The 13,692-nt window shown below is 68.4% G+C and carries 15 protein-coding genes; 6 read left to right on the plus strand and 9 right to left on the minus strand.

Annotated features, from left to right (window positions below):
* Positions 1 to 28 precede the first annotated feature (28 nt).
* Complete coding sequence (locus ABZ342_RS33805; RefSeq protein ID WP_360481750.1) at positions 29 to 496, plus strand: MarR family transcriptional regulator; 468 nt, start codon at positions 29 to 31, stop codon at positions 494 to 496.
* A 31-nt stretch (positions 497 to 527) separates the two neighbouring features.
* On the opposite strand, the gene ABZ342_RS33810 is transcribed toward ABZ342_RS33805, so the two are convergent.
* The 7 genes from ABZ342_RS33810 to ABZ342_RS33840 form a co-directional block, all read right to left on the minus strand.
* Complete coding sequence (locus ABZ342_RS33810) at positions 528 to 3,671, minus strand: tetratricopeptide repeat protein (protein ID WP_360481753.1); 3,144 nt, start codon at positions 3,669 to 3,671, stop codon at positions 528 to 530.
* Between the two features lie 158 nt (positions 3,672 to 3,829).
* Complete coding sequence (locus tag ABZ342_RS33815; RefSeq protein ID WP_360481756.1) at positions 3,830 to 4,072, minus strand: hypothetical protein; 243 nt, start codon at positions 4,070 to 4,072, stop codon at positions 3,830 to 3,832.
* A gap of 180 nt (positions 4,073 to 4,252) precedes the next feature.
* Positions 4,253 to 4,843 (minus strand): DUF3558 family protein, encoded by a 591-nt coding sequence (locus tag ABZ342_RS33820; RefSeq protein ID WP_360481759.1) that lies wholly within the window; start codon positions 4,841 to 4,843, stop codon positions 4,253 to 4,255.
* Positions 4,840 to 5,595: a hypothetical protein gene (locus ABZ342_RS33825; protein ID WP_360481762.1), complete on the minus strand. Its 756-nt coding sequence runs from the start codon at positions 5,593 to 5,595 to the stop codon at positions 4,840 to 4,842. Before ABZ342_RS33825 ends, ABZ342_RS33820 begins: the two co-directional genes overlap by 4 nt.
* Positions 5,592 to 5,969, minus strand: coding sequence for a hypothetical protein (locus tag ABZ342_RS33830; RefSeq protein WP_360481765.1), 378 nt, complete (start codon positions 5,967 to 5,969; stop codon positions 5,592 to 5,594). Before ABZ342_RS33830 ends, ABZ342_RS33825 begins: the two co-directional genes overlap by 4 nt.
* A complete protein-coding gene (locus ABZ342_RS33835; RefSeq protein ID WP_360481768.1) occupies positions 5,966 to 6,277 on the minus strand; it encodes a hypothetical protein in 312 nt (103 codons plus the stop codon). Before ABZ342_RS33835 ends, ABZ342_RS33830 begins: the two co-directional genes overlap by 4 nt.
* Positions 6,274 to 6,975: a YbaB/EbfC family nucleoid-associated protein gene (locus ABZ342_RS33840; RefSeq protein ID WP_360481771.1), complete on the minus strand. Its 702-nt coding sequence runs from the start codon at positions 6,973 to 6,975 to the stop codon at positions 6,274 to 6,276. Before ABZ342_RS33840 ends, ABZ342_RS33835 begins: the two co-directional genes overlap by 4 nt.
* A gap of 142 nt (positions 6,976 to 7,117) precedes the next feature.
* Between ABZ342_RS33840 and ABZ342_RS33845 the strand changes: the two genes are divergently transcribed.
* Positions 7,118 to 7,318 (plus strand): hypothetical protein, encoded by a 201-nt coding sequence (locus ABZ342_RS33845; RefSeq protein WP_360481774.1) that lies wholly within the window; start codon positions 7,118 to 7,120, stop codon positions 7,316 to 7,318.
* Positions 7,319 to 7,327: 9 nt separating this feature from the next.
* Here the strand turns inward: ABZ342_RS33845 and ABZ342_RS33850 are convergent, their stop codons facing one another.
* Positions 7,328 to 8,155 (minus strand): dienelactone hydrolase family protein, encoded by an 828-nt coding sequence (locus tag ABZ342_RS33850; protein WP_360481777.1) that lies wholly within the window; start codon positions 8,153 to 8,155, stop codon positions 7,328 to 7,330.
* Between the two features lie 158 nt (positions 8,156 to 8,313).
* Here ABZ342_RS33850 and ABZ342_RS33855 point away from each other — a divergent pair, with 158 nt between their 5' ends.
* On the plus strand, positions 8,314 to 9,219 hold the full coding sequence (locus tag ABZ342_RS33855; RefSeq protein ID WP_360481779.1) for a helix-turn-helix domain-containing protein: 906 nt from the start codon (positions 8,314 to 8,316) through the stop codon (positions 9,217 to 9,219).
* Here ABZ342_RS33855 and ABZ342_RS33860 read toward each other — a convergent pair.
* The gene (locus tag ABZ342_RS33860; RefSeq protein ID WP_360481782.1) at positions 9,209 to 10,114 is read right to left on the minus strand and encodes a DUF1963 domain-containing protein; all 906 of its coding nucleotides are present in this window, start codon (positions 10,112 to 10,114) and stop codon (positions 9,209 to 9,211) included. The genes ABZ342_RS33855 and ABZ342_RS33860 overlap by 11 nt on opposite strands.
* A 447-nt stretch (positions 10,115 to 10,561) precedes the next feature.
* Between ABZ342_RS33860 and ABZ342_RS33865 the strand changes: the two genes are divergently transcribed.
* The 3 genes from ABZ342_RS33865 to ABZ342_RS33875 are packed head-to-tail and all read left to right on the plus strand — an operon-like array spanning position 10,562 to position 13,655.
* Positions 10,562 to 10,900 (plus strand): helix-turn-helix transcriptional regulator, encoded by a 339-nt coding sequence (locus ABZ342_RS33865; protein ID WP_360481785.1) that lies wholly within the window; start codon positions 10,562 to 10,564, stop codon positions 10,898 to 10,900.
* Entirely contained in the window at positions 10,897 to 11,850 is a 954-nt protein-coding gene (locus tag ABZ342_RS33870; protein WP_360481788.1) for a hypothetical protein, read from the plus strand. Before ABZ342_RS33865 ends, ABZ342_RS33870 begins: the two co-directional genes overlap by 4 nt.
* Before the next feature lie 35 nt (positions 11,851 to 11,885).
* Positions 11,886 to 13,655, plus strand: coding sequence for a hypothetical protein (locus ABZ342_RS33875; RefSeq protein WP_360481791.1), 1,770 nt, complete (start codon positions 11,886 to 11,888; stop codon positions 13,653 to 13,655).
* Positions 13,656 to 13,692 lie beyond the last annotated feature (37 nt).

Below are 13,692 nucleotides of genomic sequence, written 5' to 3' on the forward strand. Positions count from 1 at the left end.
TGTCAACCAAATGGGTACAGTGACGGTCGTGACCGAGGTGCGGTGGCTGGACGACCGGGAAGAGCGGGCCTGGCGCAGCCTGATGGCGATGCAGGAGGGCCTGGCGGAGTTCATCGACCGCCGGCTCCGGCACCGGTGCGGTCTGTCCCAGGGCGACTACCAGGTGCTGGCCCACCTGTCGGAGGCGGCGGATCCGCTGCGGGCGTTCGAGCTCGGCCGGTTGCTGCGCTGGGAGAAGAGCCGCTTGTCCCAGCACCTGACCCGCATGGAGAAACGCGGCCTGGTGCGGCGCGAACAGTGCGACACCGATCAGCGGGGTTCGGTCATCGCCATCACGGCCAAGGGCATCGAGCTGATCGAGGCGGCGGCACCCCAGCACGTCGCGGACATCCGCGAAGTGGTCGTCGACCACCTGACGCCGGCCGAGCTCGAAGCACTCACGGCGATCAGCGACAAGGTCCGCGAACGCCTGGCGGCGCAGGAGCCGCAGCGCTGAGGCCCAAGGCGTGGACCCCGAGACCGAAGCTTCAGCCGAGAGCCGCGAGAGTGTCCCGGACGGTGTCGGCTTCGGGGACGTCAAGATCGACGAAGAGGGCCAGCGCCTGCCGCAGGTGGTGTCGTGCTTGCGGGAGATCACCGACGGCGAGATCGCACTGGGCGGCGCCGTGGCAGGCTTGGGCCTGCTCGTAGGGGTCACTGAGTTCGGTGGCCAGAGCGAGGGCGGCCCGATGGTGGGTTCGCGCCGGGTCCAAAAATCCGCTCGCCAGGTAGGTCTCGCCGAGATCGTTGAGCATTTGCGGTTCGGTGACGCGGTCACCGATCTCGCGAGCCGACGCGAGGGCCTGCCGGTGGTGCGCGGCCGCCCGCCCGTAGTGCCCCTGCCGGCAAAGCACGACGCCGAGGTTGTTCGTGGCCACGATTTCGCCCGCCACGAAGCCGATCTCGCGGAACACGACGAGTGCCTGCTCGAGATGCTCGGCGGCCGGCCCGTACCGGCTTCGTCGAATATCGACCACACCCAAGTTGTTCAACGCCAACGCCTCTCCCGCCCGGTCGCCGATGTCACGGGAGATGGCGATCGACCGCTGGTGCTGCTCGATCGCCAGTTCGTGACGACCCTGTTGCCGGTGAACGACACCGCAGTTGTTCATCGCGAAGGCTTCCACCACTCGGTCGCCGATGCGCCGGCCGATCTCCGCCGCGCGTCGGTAACAGTCGATGGCCTGGGCATACTGGCCATGTTGCGAGCGGACGAGGCCGAGATAGTTCACTGTGGTGGCTTCGGCTGCTTTGTTGTCGTTGCCGCGGGCCAGTACCAGCGCGCGCTGGTAGCCCTCCGTCGCGAGCCGGTGGTTGCCCTGGCGCCAGTGCACCAGGCCGAGATAATTCAGGGCGAGGGCTTCGCCGGTGGGATTGCCGATTTCCCGGGAAATCTTGATCGCGTACTCGTGATGGTGGATGGCCTGCTCGTAGTGACCTTGTTGCCAGTGGCCGATGCCGACGTAGATCAGTGCGTAGACTTCGGTGGCGTGAGCGCCGGCATCCCGCGCCGCACGCAGAGCTTGGCCGTAGCTGGTCAACGAGTCAGCGTAGTTTTCCCCGAGTTCGGCACAGCGGAAGAGCCGGGCGATGTCGGCGTACGAACGACGTGCGGCCGCGTGGGCGATGATCGCGCTGAGGTTGACCATTTCCGCGGTGAGCCAGGCGTCGGCGGTCGCGAGGTCGACGACCGGTGACGCGACGGGCTGGGGAACATCGGACCAGTACTGGTCTTCCGGATGGTGGAGGAAGCGCATCGCGGAAGCGGTTGTCTGCAGGTAGTGGTCGAACAGGCGGGTCGTCGCCCTCGACTGGTCATCTTCTGGATCGTGAGTCGCGGCGAGGCTCGCGGCATAGGCACGCAAAAGATCGTGACACGTGTAACGGCCGGGGGCGTGCTGCATCAGCAGATGCGTCTGGACCAGCTCGTCGAGGGTTTCCCGGGTCCGGGCCGGGTCCCGGTCGGCGAGCCGGGCGGCGGAGGACAGGGCGAGATGGGGACCGGGATGCAGCCCGAAGAGCCGGAACATCCGGCCGGCCTCGGCACTGAGGTGGTCGTAGGAACAGGAGAACACGGCACGGATGTTCGTCGCGGCGTCGCCGGTGTCCAAGCCCGCCAGCCGAGTGGACGCGTCGGAAAGTTCTTTGACGAGCACACGCAGCGCGAAGCTCGGGTAGGCGGTGGCTCGCGCCGCCACGATCGCCAGCGCGAGCGGCAACCGGGCGCACCGCTCGATCAGTTCGGTGACAGCGTCCGGATCGGCGGCCACCCGGTCGTGGCCGAGGTGCCGGATCAGCAGTGCCCGCGCGTCCTCGGCGGTGAGCACGTCCAGCGTGAGGGGACGAGCTCCTTCCTGAGCGGACAGGCCGGCGAGCTGATTTCGGCTGGTGACCACCACCAGGCATCCCGGGCCGGCCGGCAGCAACGGCCGTACGTGCTCGACGTCACGGGCGTTGTCCAGCACGACCAGCAGACGTCGATCGGCCGTGAGGCTGCGGTACAACGCCGCTTGCGCGTCCACGGTGGCGGGAAGCTGCTCGGGGTGCACACCGAGCGCGTGCAGGAACCCGCGCAGGGTCTCGCCGGGCAGTGCCGGCGTACCGGTGGGATCGAAACCCCGTAGGTTCACGTAAAGCTGCCCGTCCGGGAACCGCTCGGCGACGTGGTGCGCCCAGTGCAGCGCCAACGCGGTCTTGCCTACGCCCGCTGTGCCGTTGATCGCGGTGATCACGACCGTGGCCACCCCGTCTTGCGAGGATTTGCCGACCAAGGTCTCCAGCTCGGCCAGTTCGTTGGCGCGCCCCGCGAAACGGGGCGTACGGGCGGGTAGCTGCCGGGGTACCGGTGGCCGCACGGGCGCCGGGACCGGTGCGCTCTTCCCGCTCGACAACGGTTCGCCGCGGAGAATCGCGGCGTTCAACGCGCGCAGTTCCGGGCCGGGGTCGCTCCCCAGTTCGTCTCCCAGCCGGCTCCGGGTGAGGGAATACCGGTCCAAGGCCTCGGAGTCCCGGCCCGCGGCCACGAGGGCGCGCATCAGTATCGCCGTCAGTGGTTCGGTCAGCGGGTGTTCGATCAGCAACTTCCGAACCGGCCCGATCACCTTGTCGTGGTGGCCGAGCCGTAGTTCGGCTCGGGCCCAGGCAACGGTGGCATCCAGCCGCTGCTGGTTCCAGTCCTCGCGCATCCGGGCGGCCCATTCGCCGGGCAGGTCGGCCAGCGGAGGCCCCCGCCACAGGTTAAGGGCCTCGTCGAGCAGGTCGGCCTGCTCGGCAACCGGACAGCCGGGGTGACGGGCGGCGGTGGTCAACCGGTGAAACCGGTGCAGGTCGACGCTGTCCGGGTCGATGTCCAACGCGTATCCGCCCGCCTGGCGCACCGGCTCTCCCCGCGGGACCGTTTCGGCCTGGCTCAGGGCACTTCGCAGACGGGAGACGTGGGCGTACAGCGCCGGCCTGGCCGCGGCCGGGGGCGCCTGGTCCCAGATCCGATTGATGAGCGTCTGCAGCATCACCGGACGGCCGGCGTCCACGGCCAGCGCCGCCAGGACGGTCCGTTGTTGCGGTGTGCCGAGGTCCGGCAGCCGCTTGTCGCGGTCCCAGACCTCGACGACTCCCAGCAGCCGGATTTCCACGACCTCACCACCACCGCCGACGCGCCTTGCCGGACCGGACACCGGCAGCCACCGAGGATCCCCCAGGCTGCGAGTCATTATCCGGCGAGCACAGCCGACCTGTCCATCGCCGATCTCGTTTTTCCTGTCTCCATGGACGGCTCAAACGGACGGATCTCCTAGTAGAGCATCCATGCCGCGATCAGGCCATTGTTGAAGTTGATGTTGAGAATCAGTTCTCCCGCCGAAATCCCGGCCCCGTTCGCGACGTTGACCGGGTCGTACACGCTTCCGTAGTTACCCATCCAATGCCACTGCTTGACCCCCGAACTCTCGGCGGCGAGGCGCTTCTGGATTTCGACCCCTTCCGCCGCGGAGAGGACTCGGGTAGGGGCGATGTCGCCGTAGTTCTGATTGTTCATGAAGGTCCTCCTGGTTCAATGGCCGCGCTGATCCAGTCTCGGCCGGCCGAATCGTGCCGATATTCGCCACGTGCACCCACCTCTTCGGGTCGGCTGCTTCACCGTCGCGCTCCACCCTGGTTCCGAACCTTGCGCCAACCTTGCAAGCGGGCCCGCGAGGCAAGTGAAGGTGCGGTGCGCTTACGCGGTCAGGTTGTTGACGGTGAGGGCGGCGATCTTTTTCGCGGCGCCACAAGGGTCGTGCTGCCAAGGGCCGGCTTCGGGCTCGTCGGCGGTGGCGGCGTTGATGTAGACGAGGGTGGTGTCGTCGGCGGCGAGTGCGAGAGTGCAACCGAGCGGGCCCTCGGCCTGCTTGCTGGGGACGTTCTCCTCGATGGCGACGACGACCGCTGGGTAGATGGTCTCGACAGTGATCGGCTCCCAGTGATTGCCGGTGTCGTGGCCCAAGGCATGCTCCTGGAACAGGATGCGCAGGCTGTCACCTCGGTTCGAGGTGCTGACACTGGCGACGGTACCGAACCTGGTGACGCATCGGTTCCCGTCGCGGCTGCGTTCACCGCCGGCGAAGCCGATGGCGGTGAGTTGTTCGACGGTGACCGCGGCGCACGGATCGGTACGGAACCGCCCGGCGCCGCTCATCCCGACCCCGGGGATCGGCGGAACCGACACCGACGGCTCTGCCGGGGCCGGTGACCCACCGGGCGAGCAGCCGGCACCCAGCCCCAGACCCAGCACGGCGACGACAACGCAGAGAGTTCGGCGATCGATCATGGGTGAGTGGCTCCAGGCTTGACCCGCCAGCGACCCGGGTCGTCGATGACCTCGTTGCTGTCCCCGACGTCGGGCAGCGTGGCGAAGTTGGCTTCGATCGTGGTCAGCTGGATGCGGTTGCCGAGCAACCTGCCGATGTTGGTCATCAGCCCGCCGAGCAAGGCCAGGCAGTCGTTCCAGAATGTCGCGAACGCCGAGTTGATCGCGTCGGCGACGTCTCTGAAACCGATGACGGCCAGCGGTGGCAGCGCAGCCGACTCCGCAACGGCGATGCCGATTTTCCCGCCGAGCTGGGCGAGGTTGATCGCGCATTTGCCGATGGTCATGAGCAGGTTCTTGTAGGTGTCGATGATCGTCTCGGCAATCGAAGACATGGTGCTGGTCAGGCTGATCATCGAGTTCTGGTTCTGGCCCAGCGCAGTCACGGCCTTGCCGGCGTAGGCGTTGAACTGGTCGGCGGCGTCGCCGTGCCAGGCTTTCGCCAGCGTCAGCTGGGCGGCGTTGAGCTGTTCAGCCGCTTTGGTCAGGGCAGTCTCGGTGGCGAACGTGTCGGCGAGGTGGAGGACCTTGCCGATGTCGCCGGCGATGAAGACGCGAAGCTTGTCCAGCAAGGTGATGATGCCGTGCGCACCGATGAATTCGGCCCAGTAGCGGATCTTCGCGTCGGCGTCGGCGGGGTAGGGCATCTCAGCCTGCGACGGTGTGACCGGTGTCGGAGGGGTGGCCGACCATGACGGGGGAAAGGCGCTCATGGGAGGCCTCCTTCGAGCTTCTTGAGCCGCTCGTACTCGGCGGCGTCCTGCTGTTCGTAGTAAGAGGCAGCGGTCTGCAGAGCGTGGGCCAGCTGCTGCAGTGTCTCCGCGTTCTTGGTCGAGATCCCGCGGATGGTCTCGATGGTCCGGTTGTACTGCTCGACCGTTCCCGCGCCGTTTCTGTTGGGCATGATCGTCGTCAGCGTCCCGGGCAGTCCCAGATCGAACTCGCCGAGCAGCGTTCCGGCCAGGTCCTGCTGAGCGAACGTGACGACGAGCTCGGCGGCGGTGGTGACGTCGTCGGCGGCTTTGCGCAGGGATTCGGGGTAGACGCGGTAGCCGTGGCCGGTGATGTCGTTGGGGTCGAAGGTCATGCCAGCCCCGTTTCGGTGACCGCCGTGGCGATGGTGTCGCCACGGCGCTGATCGGCTCGTTGTTCGGCGTCGCGGATTCCTTGCAGTACGGTGCGGGACAGCGCGTCGGCGGAGTATTGGTGCATCTCGGTGATGTCGAGGGTCACCGCGGTCAGTTCCCCGGCCCCGGACACGGTCACCGTGCCCAGTTCGCCCGGCAGCCGCCACTCCAGCGGCGCGTGTTCGGCACCGCGAGCGGTTTGCGTCACGGTGGCCACCGCGGCGTCGATTTCCCGCGCCAGGTTGTACAGCTCGTCCTGGTAGTTCACCAGCGTCCCCGTTCCTCGTCCTCGCCGCTGTCGTCGCCGAGGAAGTCGAGGTTCTCGAAGTTCTCCTCTTCGGCTTCGTCGCTGTGGGGACGTGCGCGCGCCGGCGGGGAGCTCGGCGAGAGGGGGTCTGGTTGCGTGCGTTGGTCGTGGGTGACGCCGGTCCAGCGGTCGCTGCCGACGCTGTGCGGTGGCGGGACTGGGGATGGCTGCCATACCTGGTCTTTGTCCAGGACCGCGCGGATCTTCGCGGTGGCCAGGGTGCTGGCTTGCCGGCGTGCGGCCGCCACGGCCTCGACCACGTCGGGTCCGATGGTGTGCGGATGGGCGCCGCGCATCGCTGCCGCGCTGATCTTCAGGTCCATGAGCCGTCCGTGGCCGCTGACGGCGGCGGTCACCGCGCCGTCGCGCGACTGGCCGGTGAACTGGACCCGGTCGAGTTCCTCGTCCAGTTCTGCGGCTTGTTGCCGCATAACGTCCGCGTTGAACACCACGTCGGTGTCGCCTCCCCACGTTCCCGACACGCACTCTCCGGGGTCGATACCTGCGATCATCACTGGTGGTCGCAGGTCGGTCACCCCACGCGGGTCAGCGTAGCTGATCGAGGGGCGGGCGATCCCGCTGTTCGAGGCCACTCTCACCGACAGCGTGCAGGTTTGGGACCCGACCACCCGAACAACCAGGTCTGTCCGCTCGAACATCGAGAGGGCCTCATATCCAGCCCTCCGAGGGCGTAGCGGAGTAGGCGCCGGAAATGTGACAAGCTTGCACCGCAGGCCCTTGCCACCCACGGGCATCGGCGTCAGGATCGCGCGTTGCGATCGATCGACAGCGAGGCAGGCGATGAGCGAAGGCGAATCGGCGAGGCGGAACGGAAAGTACTTCGTCGGCACTTTCGTTCTCTTCCTCGTCATCTCGTTCGCCGGTGTCACCTTGATCCACCAGCAGGAACTCCGGACGTGGTGGCCGCTCGTGGCCGGTGCGCTGGCCGCCATCGCCGGGCTGGCGTGCCGGCGGCTTCTCGGCGGTCGGAGCGGCGGCTGAGCCTGCCGATCAATGCTCTTCGTGGCCGAGCCGTTCGGCGAGGAAGTCCAGGATCTCGTCCCTGGCGCGCAGCGTGGGGTGTCCGTGCTGGTCGATGAGGTGGGCCGTGACGACGCTGTGAGGGCAGCCGACGACGTCACGGAAGAACGGGGGTGGCGCGGGGTTGGCCGTCTCGCCCGGGATGACGCGTCCGTCGAACGCGTCGCCCAGGAGCGCCCGGTAGGCGGCGAACCGCCGGCCGGTGCACCACCGGTCGTTGTCGAAACGGTAGGCGAGGACCTTCAGTCCGTCACGCTCGACGCGCTCGCGCACCATGGCCGCGTCCTCGTCGCTGATCTCCAGCCCGGCGGCGTCGTCCAGTGGCAGCGAAGGATGGTTGACCACCGGCGCGATGACCGCCGGTTCGAGGGTCATGGTGAGCGCGAAGTTGCCGGTGAAGCACAGGCCGATCGCGCCCACACCGGGCCCGCCGCACTCGGCCATCGCGGTCCTGGCCAACCCTCGAAGCCAGACCGTGATCGGGCTGGTGCCGCCACCGGCGAACGCGCGAAACTCCGCGCTGACGCAAGCACGGCGGACGACCTTCTCCCCGTCGGCGACGGTGGGGAAAGCGCCGTCGACGCCGAACAGCGACGGCAGGTAGACCGTGAATCCCGCGTCTCGAATCCAGCGCGCCAACCGGACGACGTCCGGGCTGATGCCGGGCATCTCCGGCATCAGCACGACGGCCGGCCCGGACCCGCCGACGTAGACGGTCTTGCCGACGCCCCCGATGTCGACCAGCCGCTTCGAGAAATCCGTGAGAGCGTCGTCCGGCCGCGGTTCAGTGATCGCCATAGCGGCATCGTCGGGCCGGAGTCGCTGGTACGGCCAGCGGCGAGATCGCCACATGTCCGGGTAATCTCGCCACCGTGGTGGCTCCGCTTCGCGTCGGTGTGCTCGCCTATCCAGGCTGCTTCGCGTCGGAAGTCTTCGGAGTTCCCGACCTTCTCACGATGGCCTCGCACATCGCCGCGCCCACCGGGAACCCGCTGTACGACGTGTCGATCCTGTCGCCGCGGCGGCGCGTGGTCGCCGCCGGCGGGGCGGTGATCACCGTCGTGCCGGTGCGGCAGGTCGACGTTCTCGTCGTACCCGGGTTCGAGCTGCACCCCGGACTCGACCTGGACGCGACCCTCACGTCGCTCAGGCCGGAGATCGAAACCATCAGATCCGGTTCGCAATCGGGAGTCGCGCTGGTTTCGATCTGTGTCGGCGCGTTTCTGCTGGCGGATGCCGGCCTGCTCGAAGGGCGGGAGTCGACGACCTCGTGGCTGTTCGCCGACCGGCTGGCAGACCGGTGTCCCGGCACCGACGTCAGACCGGAGAAACTCGTGGTCACCGACCGTGGGGTGACGACGACCGGCGCGTTCAGCGCGATGTACGACTTCGCCCTCGGCCTCATCCGCGAGCACAACGGCAGCCGCGTCGCCCGCGCCACCGCGCGTGTCGCGCTCGTCGATGACGCGCGGTCCAGCCAGGCTCCGTACGTCGACAGGGAACTGTTGCCGGCCACCGGAAGCCAGTTCTCACAGGGCGTCAAACGCTGGCTGGACCAGAACATGCGCGAGCGCTACGACCTCGGGCTGCTCGCCGCGATTTTCCACGTCAGCACGCGAACGCTCCTGCGGCGGTTCCGCGCCGAGACCGGCCAGACCCCGCTCGGATACTTGCAGGCGGAACGGGTGCGCAAGGCGAAACACCTGCTCGAGACCACCGAGCGGACAGTCGCCGGCATCGCCGCCGACGTCGGCTATCGCGACCCCGGGGCATTCAGCGCCATCTTCACTCGCCTGGTGGGGCAACGGCCGCAGGACTACCGCGCGACGTTCAAGGCGCACGCCGAACCGTCTACTCCGTGAACATGGTCAGCGACCGAACCCGGTCGAAGCGCCGGGCAGCCAGGTCCTCGTGGCGGATCAGGAAGCGGCCGACGTGGACCTGGTCTTCCAGCTGGAACTGGGCCAGCGGTATCCACTCGCTCATCAGCCGGGTCGTCTCCTCCTCCACGAGCCGGTCGCGATCCGGCACGTCGTGCGCGATCGAGTCCTCCGCCATGCCGTACTCGGCGTTTTCGCCGATGCCCAACTCCATCGAATAGCCGCCGAGGTAGAGGTCGGCGCTCGTGGTCACCTGCGGCCAGAGCTCGGTGAACAAGGTGCGGAGATCTTCGAGGTGGGCGGTGTCGCCCACCTGCAGCTGGACGACGTCCGACTCGAACTCGAGGTTCCCGGGTTCGTCGAACCAGCCCGGCATCTCCGGCTGGACCAGAGCGACGAGGTCGGACCGCGGCCGGAGGAAACCCGATTCGAACCAGTCGTCGTCGTGAGGCGGTGGCTGTTCGGTCTGTTCGGTGGCGGTGCCGGCCGGAATGTGGACGACCCGTGCGAACTCGTGTTCGTCGTGCGCGTGCAGAGCGTGTTCGTGCGCCAAGAAGAACAGCAGCGACCCGTCCGCCGGGAGCTGGAGGCCGTCGGCCCGCGGCAGCTTCGCGCAGTCGAGCGAGGCGACGAACGGAAGCGGCAACCGGCCCAGGCCGCTGATGTCGGCGCACGGCCATTCCGTGCCGGCCGGCAGGCGGGGCAGCCCGCCGTTCTGTCCGGCCACGCCACCGTGCCGCTCGGCCGATCCGATGCCGTACCGGTTGGCATTGCACGCCCAGATCGCCACCCGGAGAAAGCGGCCGATCCGGTCGGCCGCTTCGGCCGGGATGCCACGCTCGATCGCCGTACTCCGAAGCTGTTCGAGATGGTTCATGGCCGAGCACTCTCGCACATCCGCCGGTTCTGGAAGACTGAGCTGCGTGTGGAGGGGCAAGTCCGGCCGACAGTCGGTGATCGCGGACGCGATCGTCGTAGTGGTTCATCAATCGGTTCTGTTCATGAGAGCGGTGTCGCATCGACGCGAAAGCATGTGCGATGAGTTCTTCCCCGGCTGTGACTACTCCGTGTCGAAGACTTGATCTCGACAGCACCTGGTCGGCGTCGAATGATGCCCGACTGAGCAGCCGTGCAGTCGCAGCGGGGACGTTCGGGCGGTAGCGCAGGCCACCCCGCCGACCACGGACAATTGACGCTCGGTAGCCGATCGAACACCAGCTGCACTTGTCGAGCTACGGCCGCTGCAAAACCTTGCGAACGACGAGGCAACGCAGCCCGCTATATATCGTCTTCTGATATATGTGGACGCATGGCGGAGCGGAGCATGTCCGAGCAGACCTTCCTGATGCTGATCGCGCTGGCGGACGAGCCGCGGCACGGCTACGGAGTCGTCCAGCGGGTGCAGGAGCTGTCGGAGGGACGGGTGCGGCTGCGGGTCGGCACCCTCTACGGCGTGCTGGACCGGCTGGTGGCCGACGGCTGGGCCGAGCACGACCGGGAAGAGATTCACCAGGGCAGGCTCCGGCGCTACTACCGGCTGACCGGGGCGGGCAGCGCGGCGCTGGTCGAGCAGACCCGGCGGCTGGCGGCGAACGTCGATGCCGCCAGCACGGTGTTGCGAGCCCGCGGCCAGTGGCCCAGTGTGGCGGAAGTGCGGGCATGATCAGCGCCGAGGCTCAGTACCGCGCGCTGGTGCGGGTGCTCCCGGCGTGGTATCGCGCCGAACGTGGCGACGAGATGGTTGGCACCCTGCTCGACCTGCATGGCGAGCGGGCCCGCGCAGCACTGTGGAGCGAACTGTGGGCGTTGCTGGCGCTGGGTGTGCGCACCCGGCTCGCGAGCCGGGTGGCACCCGCCCACACGGTCGCACTGGGTGAGCTGACGCGGGTGGGTGTGCTCCTCGGCCTGCTCTGGGGTGTGCTCAGATCCGCGGGCCACGCCGGCGACGACCTCTGGGTGATGATCGCGCGTCCTGGTCCGGACCTGCCCCTGCTCATGCACTCCGCGCTGAGGTCCGCGCTGATCAGGGACCTCATCCTGCTGGCGGCCGCCCTGGTCCCGCTCGCACTGCTGGTGGACGGGTGGCGCCGCGCGGCGCGGATCGCCGCCGGGGCGATACTCGCCGCAGGCTCGCTGTGGGGCCTGACCAGGTACTCGCTCAGCCTCGGCCCCGATCTGGTCGCGCACTACGCCCCGCAGTGGCTTCCGCTGGTGTTGTTGCTGCTGGCCTTCCATGCCGAGGCCCCGCTGCCGCCGGCGCGTCCATGGTGGTGGGCCATCGGCGGAAGCCTGGTCTCCGCTGTGACAGCCGGATTCCTCTTCGCGGGCGACCTCAACGGGTTCGCCGGGGTGTCGCCGCTCGTCTGGCTGTGCATCATCGCCGGTACCGGATGCCTGTTCCTGCGGTACCGCACCGGACAACGCGCGGCGCCGTGGACACTGACGCTGGCCCTCTGCATCGCACTGGCGGTGGCGCAGACCCTGGTGCTGAAGCGCTCCTTCATCACTTTCGACGTGCTGGTGGTCGTCCAGATCAGCCTGGCCGGGCTGGTCGTGGCGGCCCTGACCGTCAGCGGAATCCGCGACTACCGTCGCGCCGTCGCGGATCACTGAGCTTTCTTCTCCTTCCAGACAAGGATTTCTTCCTGATGGACACCATTCCTGTCGCGCCCTCGCGCGCCCTTTTGCCGTCGCTCGACGTACCACGGTCGCGGGCGAGAATCCGCTGGAACGACCTGCTCGCGCCGGCTGCCGCGGTACTCATCGCGGTCCTGGGCTACCTGACCCGCTGGATCTGCGACGACGCGCTGATCTTCACCCGGATCGTCGAGCAGATCCTGTCCGGGAACGGCCCGGTCTACTCCCTGGGCGAACGTGCGGAACCCTCCACGAGCACGCTCTGGCAATGGCTGCTCGCCCTCGCCGGATTCGTTTCCGGGAACACCGACGCCTCGGCGATCTCCTGGATGCTCGGTCTGGCGCTGACCGCGGGCGGATTCGCCCTCGCGGTGGCCGCGACCCGGCGGCTGCACGACCGGCCCGGAACCTGGCTGCTGCCCGTCGGCGTCCTCATCCTGCTCGCGCTGCACCCGGTCTGGCAGTACGCGACCTCGGGCCTGGAGACCGGGCTCAACACGTTCTGGATGGCGGCGTGCTGGTGGCTTCTGGTGCGGGCGCGGGGAAACACGTCGGGCAAGGCGATCACCGGCGCGGCACTGGTCATCGGGCTCGGCCCGCTCGTCCGGCCGGAACAGGCGCTGGTCGCCGCGGTGTTCCTGGTCGCGCTGTGGCTGCTGACGCGGCCGGGCCGACGGGTGACGCTCGCGGCAGCCGGGGCGTCGGCCGCGCTGCCGCTGGGTTACGAGATCTTCCGCATGGGCTACTACGGCGTCCTCGTCCCGATGCCCGCGATCACGAAGAACGCCGACGCGTCGAGGTGGGCCCGCGGCTTCACCTACCTCACCGACTTCGCGGACCCGTACCTGCTGTGGATCCCGCTGGTACCGGTCACGGTCGTGCTCGCGCGGCTCCTGCGGCGGGCGCGCGCGGACCGGAGCGGCCTGCTGGTGACGCTGACCCCGGTGGTGGCGGGCCTGCTGCTCCTGGGGTACGTGCTGAAGGTCGGCGGCGACTACATGCACGCGCGCATGCTGCTGCCGTCACTGTTCCTCGTGCTGCTGCCGGTCCTGGTCCTCCCACGTTCGCGGACCACGGGGGTGCTCACGCTGGTCGTCGTGGTGTGGGCGCCGCTGTGCGCCGTGCTGGCCCGGTACCGGGAGGAGCCCGCCGCGGTGCGCTCGATCGACGACGAACGCGCCTACTACCAAGCGTGGACCGGCCGCGAATACCCGACGGATTCCCAGGACTTCACGTCGAGACAGCGGAATCTCCGAGACGCGGTGGCCGACGCGGTGAACTCCGGCAGGCGCGTGCTGATCTACCAGGGACCGCACAACGAGATCATCGCCGCCCCGTTGCGCGCGGACCTGCCGGGGAAGGCGGCGGTGCTCGGTGTGTACCTCGGCACGGTCGGCGTGCTGGCACCCGCCGACGTCGGGATCGTCGACTTCTGGGGGCTGAGCAACCCGATCGGCGCCCGGTTCGCCTTCCCGGAGGGCAAACCCGGTCACGCGAAACCGCTGAGCAACGCCTGGCTCCTCGCCGACTACGCGGCCCCGGAGGCACCGACCTCGCCCGCGGGCAACTTCGTCTTCCGCGACGAGGTCACGCCCGCGCAGGTGGCCGCTGCCCGGCACGCACTCGACTGTGGCGACCTCGCGGAAGTCCAACGTTCGACCCGGGATCCGCTGACGTTGAAGCGCTTCTGGGCCAACCTGATCGGCGCGTGGCACCGGACCCAGGTCACCATCCCGCCGGATCCCTTCGAAGCTGAGCGCAAATTCTGCGGACGACCGTGAACCGGGAAGCAGCACCCGAGCCACCATCCAGGAGCCT

It is taken from the genome of Amycolatopsis sp. NPDC005961, assembly GCF_040629235.1.
In the GTDB taxonomy this organism is placed as follows: domain Bacteria; phylum Actinomycetota; class Actinomycetes; order Mycobacteriales; family Pseudonocardiaceae; genus Amycolatopsis; species Amycolatopsis camponoti.

Coding starts and splice junctions, on each gene's coding strand:
- ABZ342_RS33815 (WP_360481756.1), bottom strand. CDS start 4,072: ATGAACAATCAGAACTACGGCGACATCGCCCCTACCCGAGTCCTCTCC.
- ABZ342_RS33820 (WP_360481759.1), bottom strand. CDS start 4,843: ATGATCGATCGCCGAACTCTCTGCGTTGTCGTCGCCGTGCTGGGTCTG.
- ABZ342_RS33825 (WP_360481762.1), bottom strand. CDS start 5,595: ATGAGCGCCTTTCCCCCGTCATGGTCGGCCACCCCTCCGACACCGGTC.
- ABZ342_RS33830 (WP_360481765.1), bottom strand. CDS start 5,969: ATGACCTTCGACCCCAACGACATCACCGGCCACGGCTACCGCGTCTAC.
- ABZ342_RS33840 (WP_360481771.1), bottom strand. CDS start 6,975: ATGTTCGAGCGGACAGACCTGGTTGTTCGGGTGGTCGGGTCCCAAACC.
- ABZ342_RS33845 (WP_360481774.1), top strand. CDS start 7,118: ATGAGCGAAGGCGAATCGGCGAGGCGGAACGGAAAGTACTTCGTCGGC.
- ABZ342_RS33850 (WP_360481777.1), bottom strand. CDS start 8,155: ATGGCGATCACTGAACCGCGGCCGGACGACGCTCTCACGGATTTCTCG.
- ABZ342_RS33855 (WP_360481779.1), top strand. CDS start 8,314: ATGGCCTCGCACATCGCCGCGCCCACCGGGAACCCGCTGTACGACGTG.
- ABZ342_RS33860 (WP_360481782.1), bottom strand. CDS start 10,114: ATGAACCATCTCGAACAGCTTCGGAGTACGGCGATCGAGCGTGGCATC.
- ABZ342_RS33865 (WP_360481785.1), top strand. CDS start 10,562: ATGTCCGAGCAGACCTTCCTGATGCTGATCGCGCTGGCGGACGAGCCG.
- ABZ342_RS33870 (WP_360481788.1), top strand. CDS start 10,897: ATGATCAGCGCCGAGGCTCAGTACCGCGCGCTGGTGCGGGTGCTCCCG.
- ABZ342_RS33875 (WP_360481791.1), top strand. CDS start 11,886: ATGGACACCATTCCTGTCGCGCCCTCGCGCGCCCTTTTGCCGTCGCTC.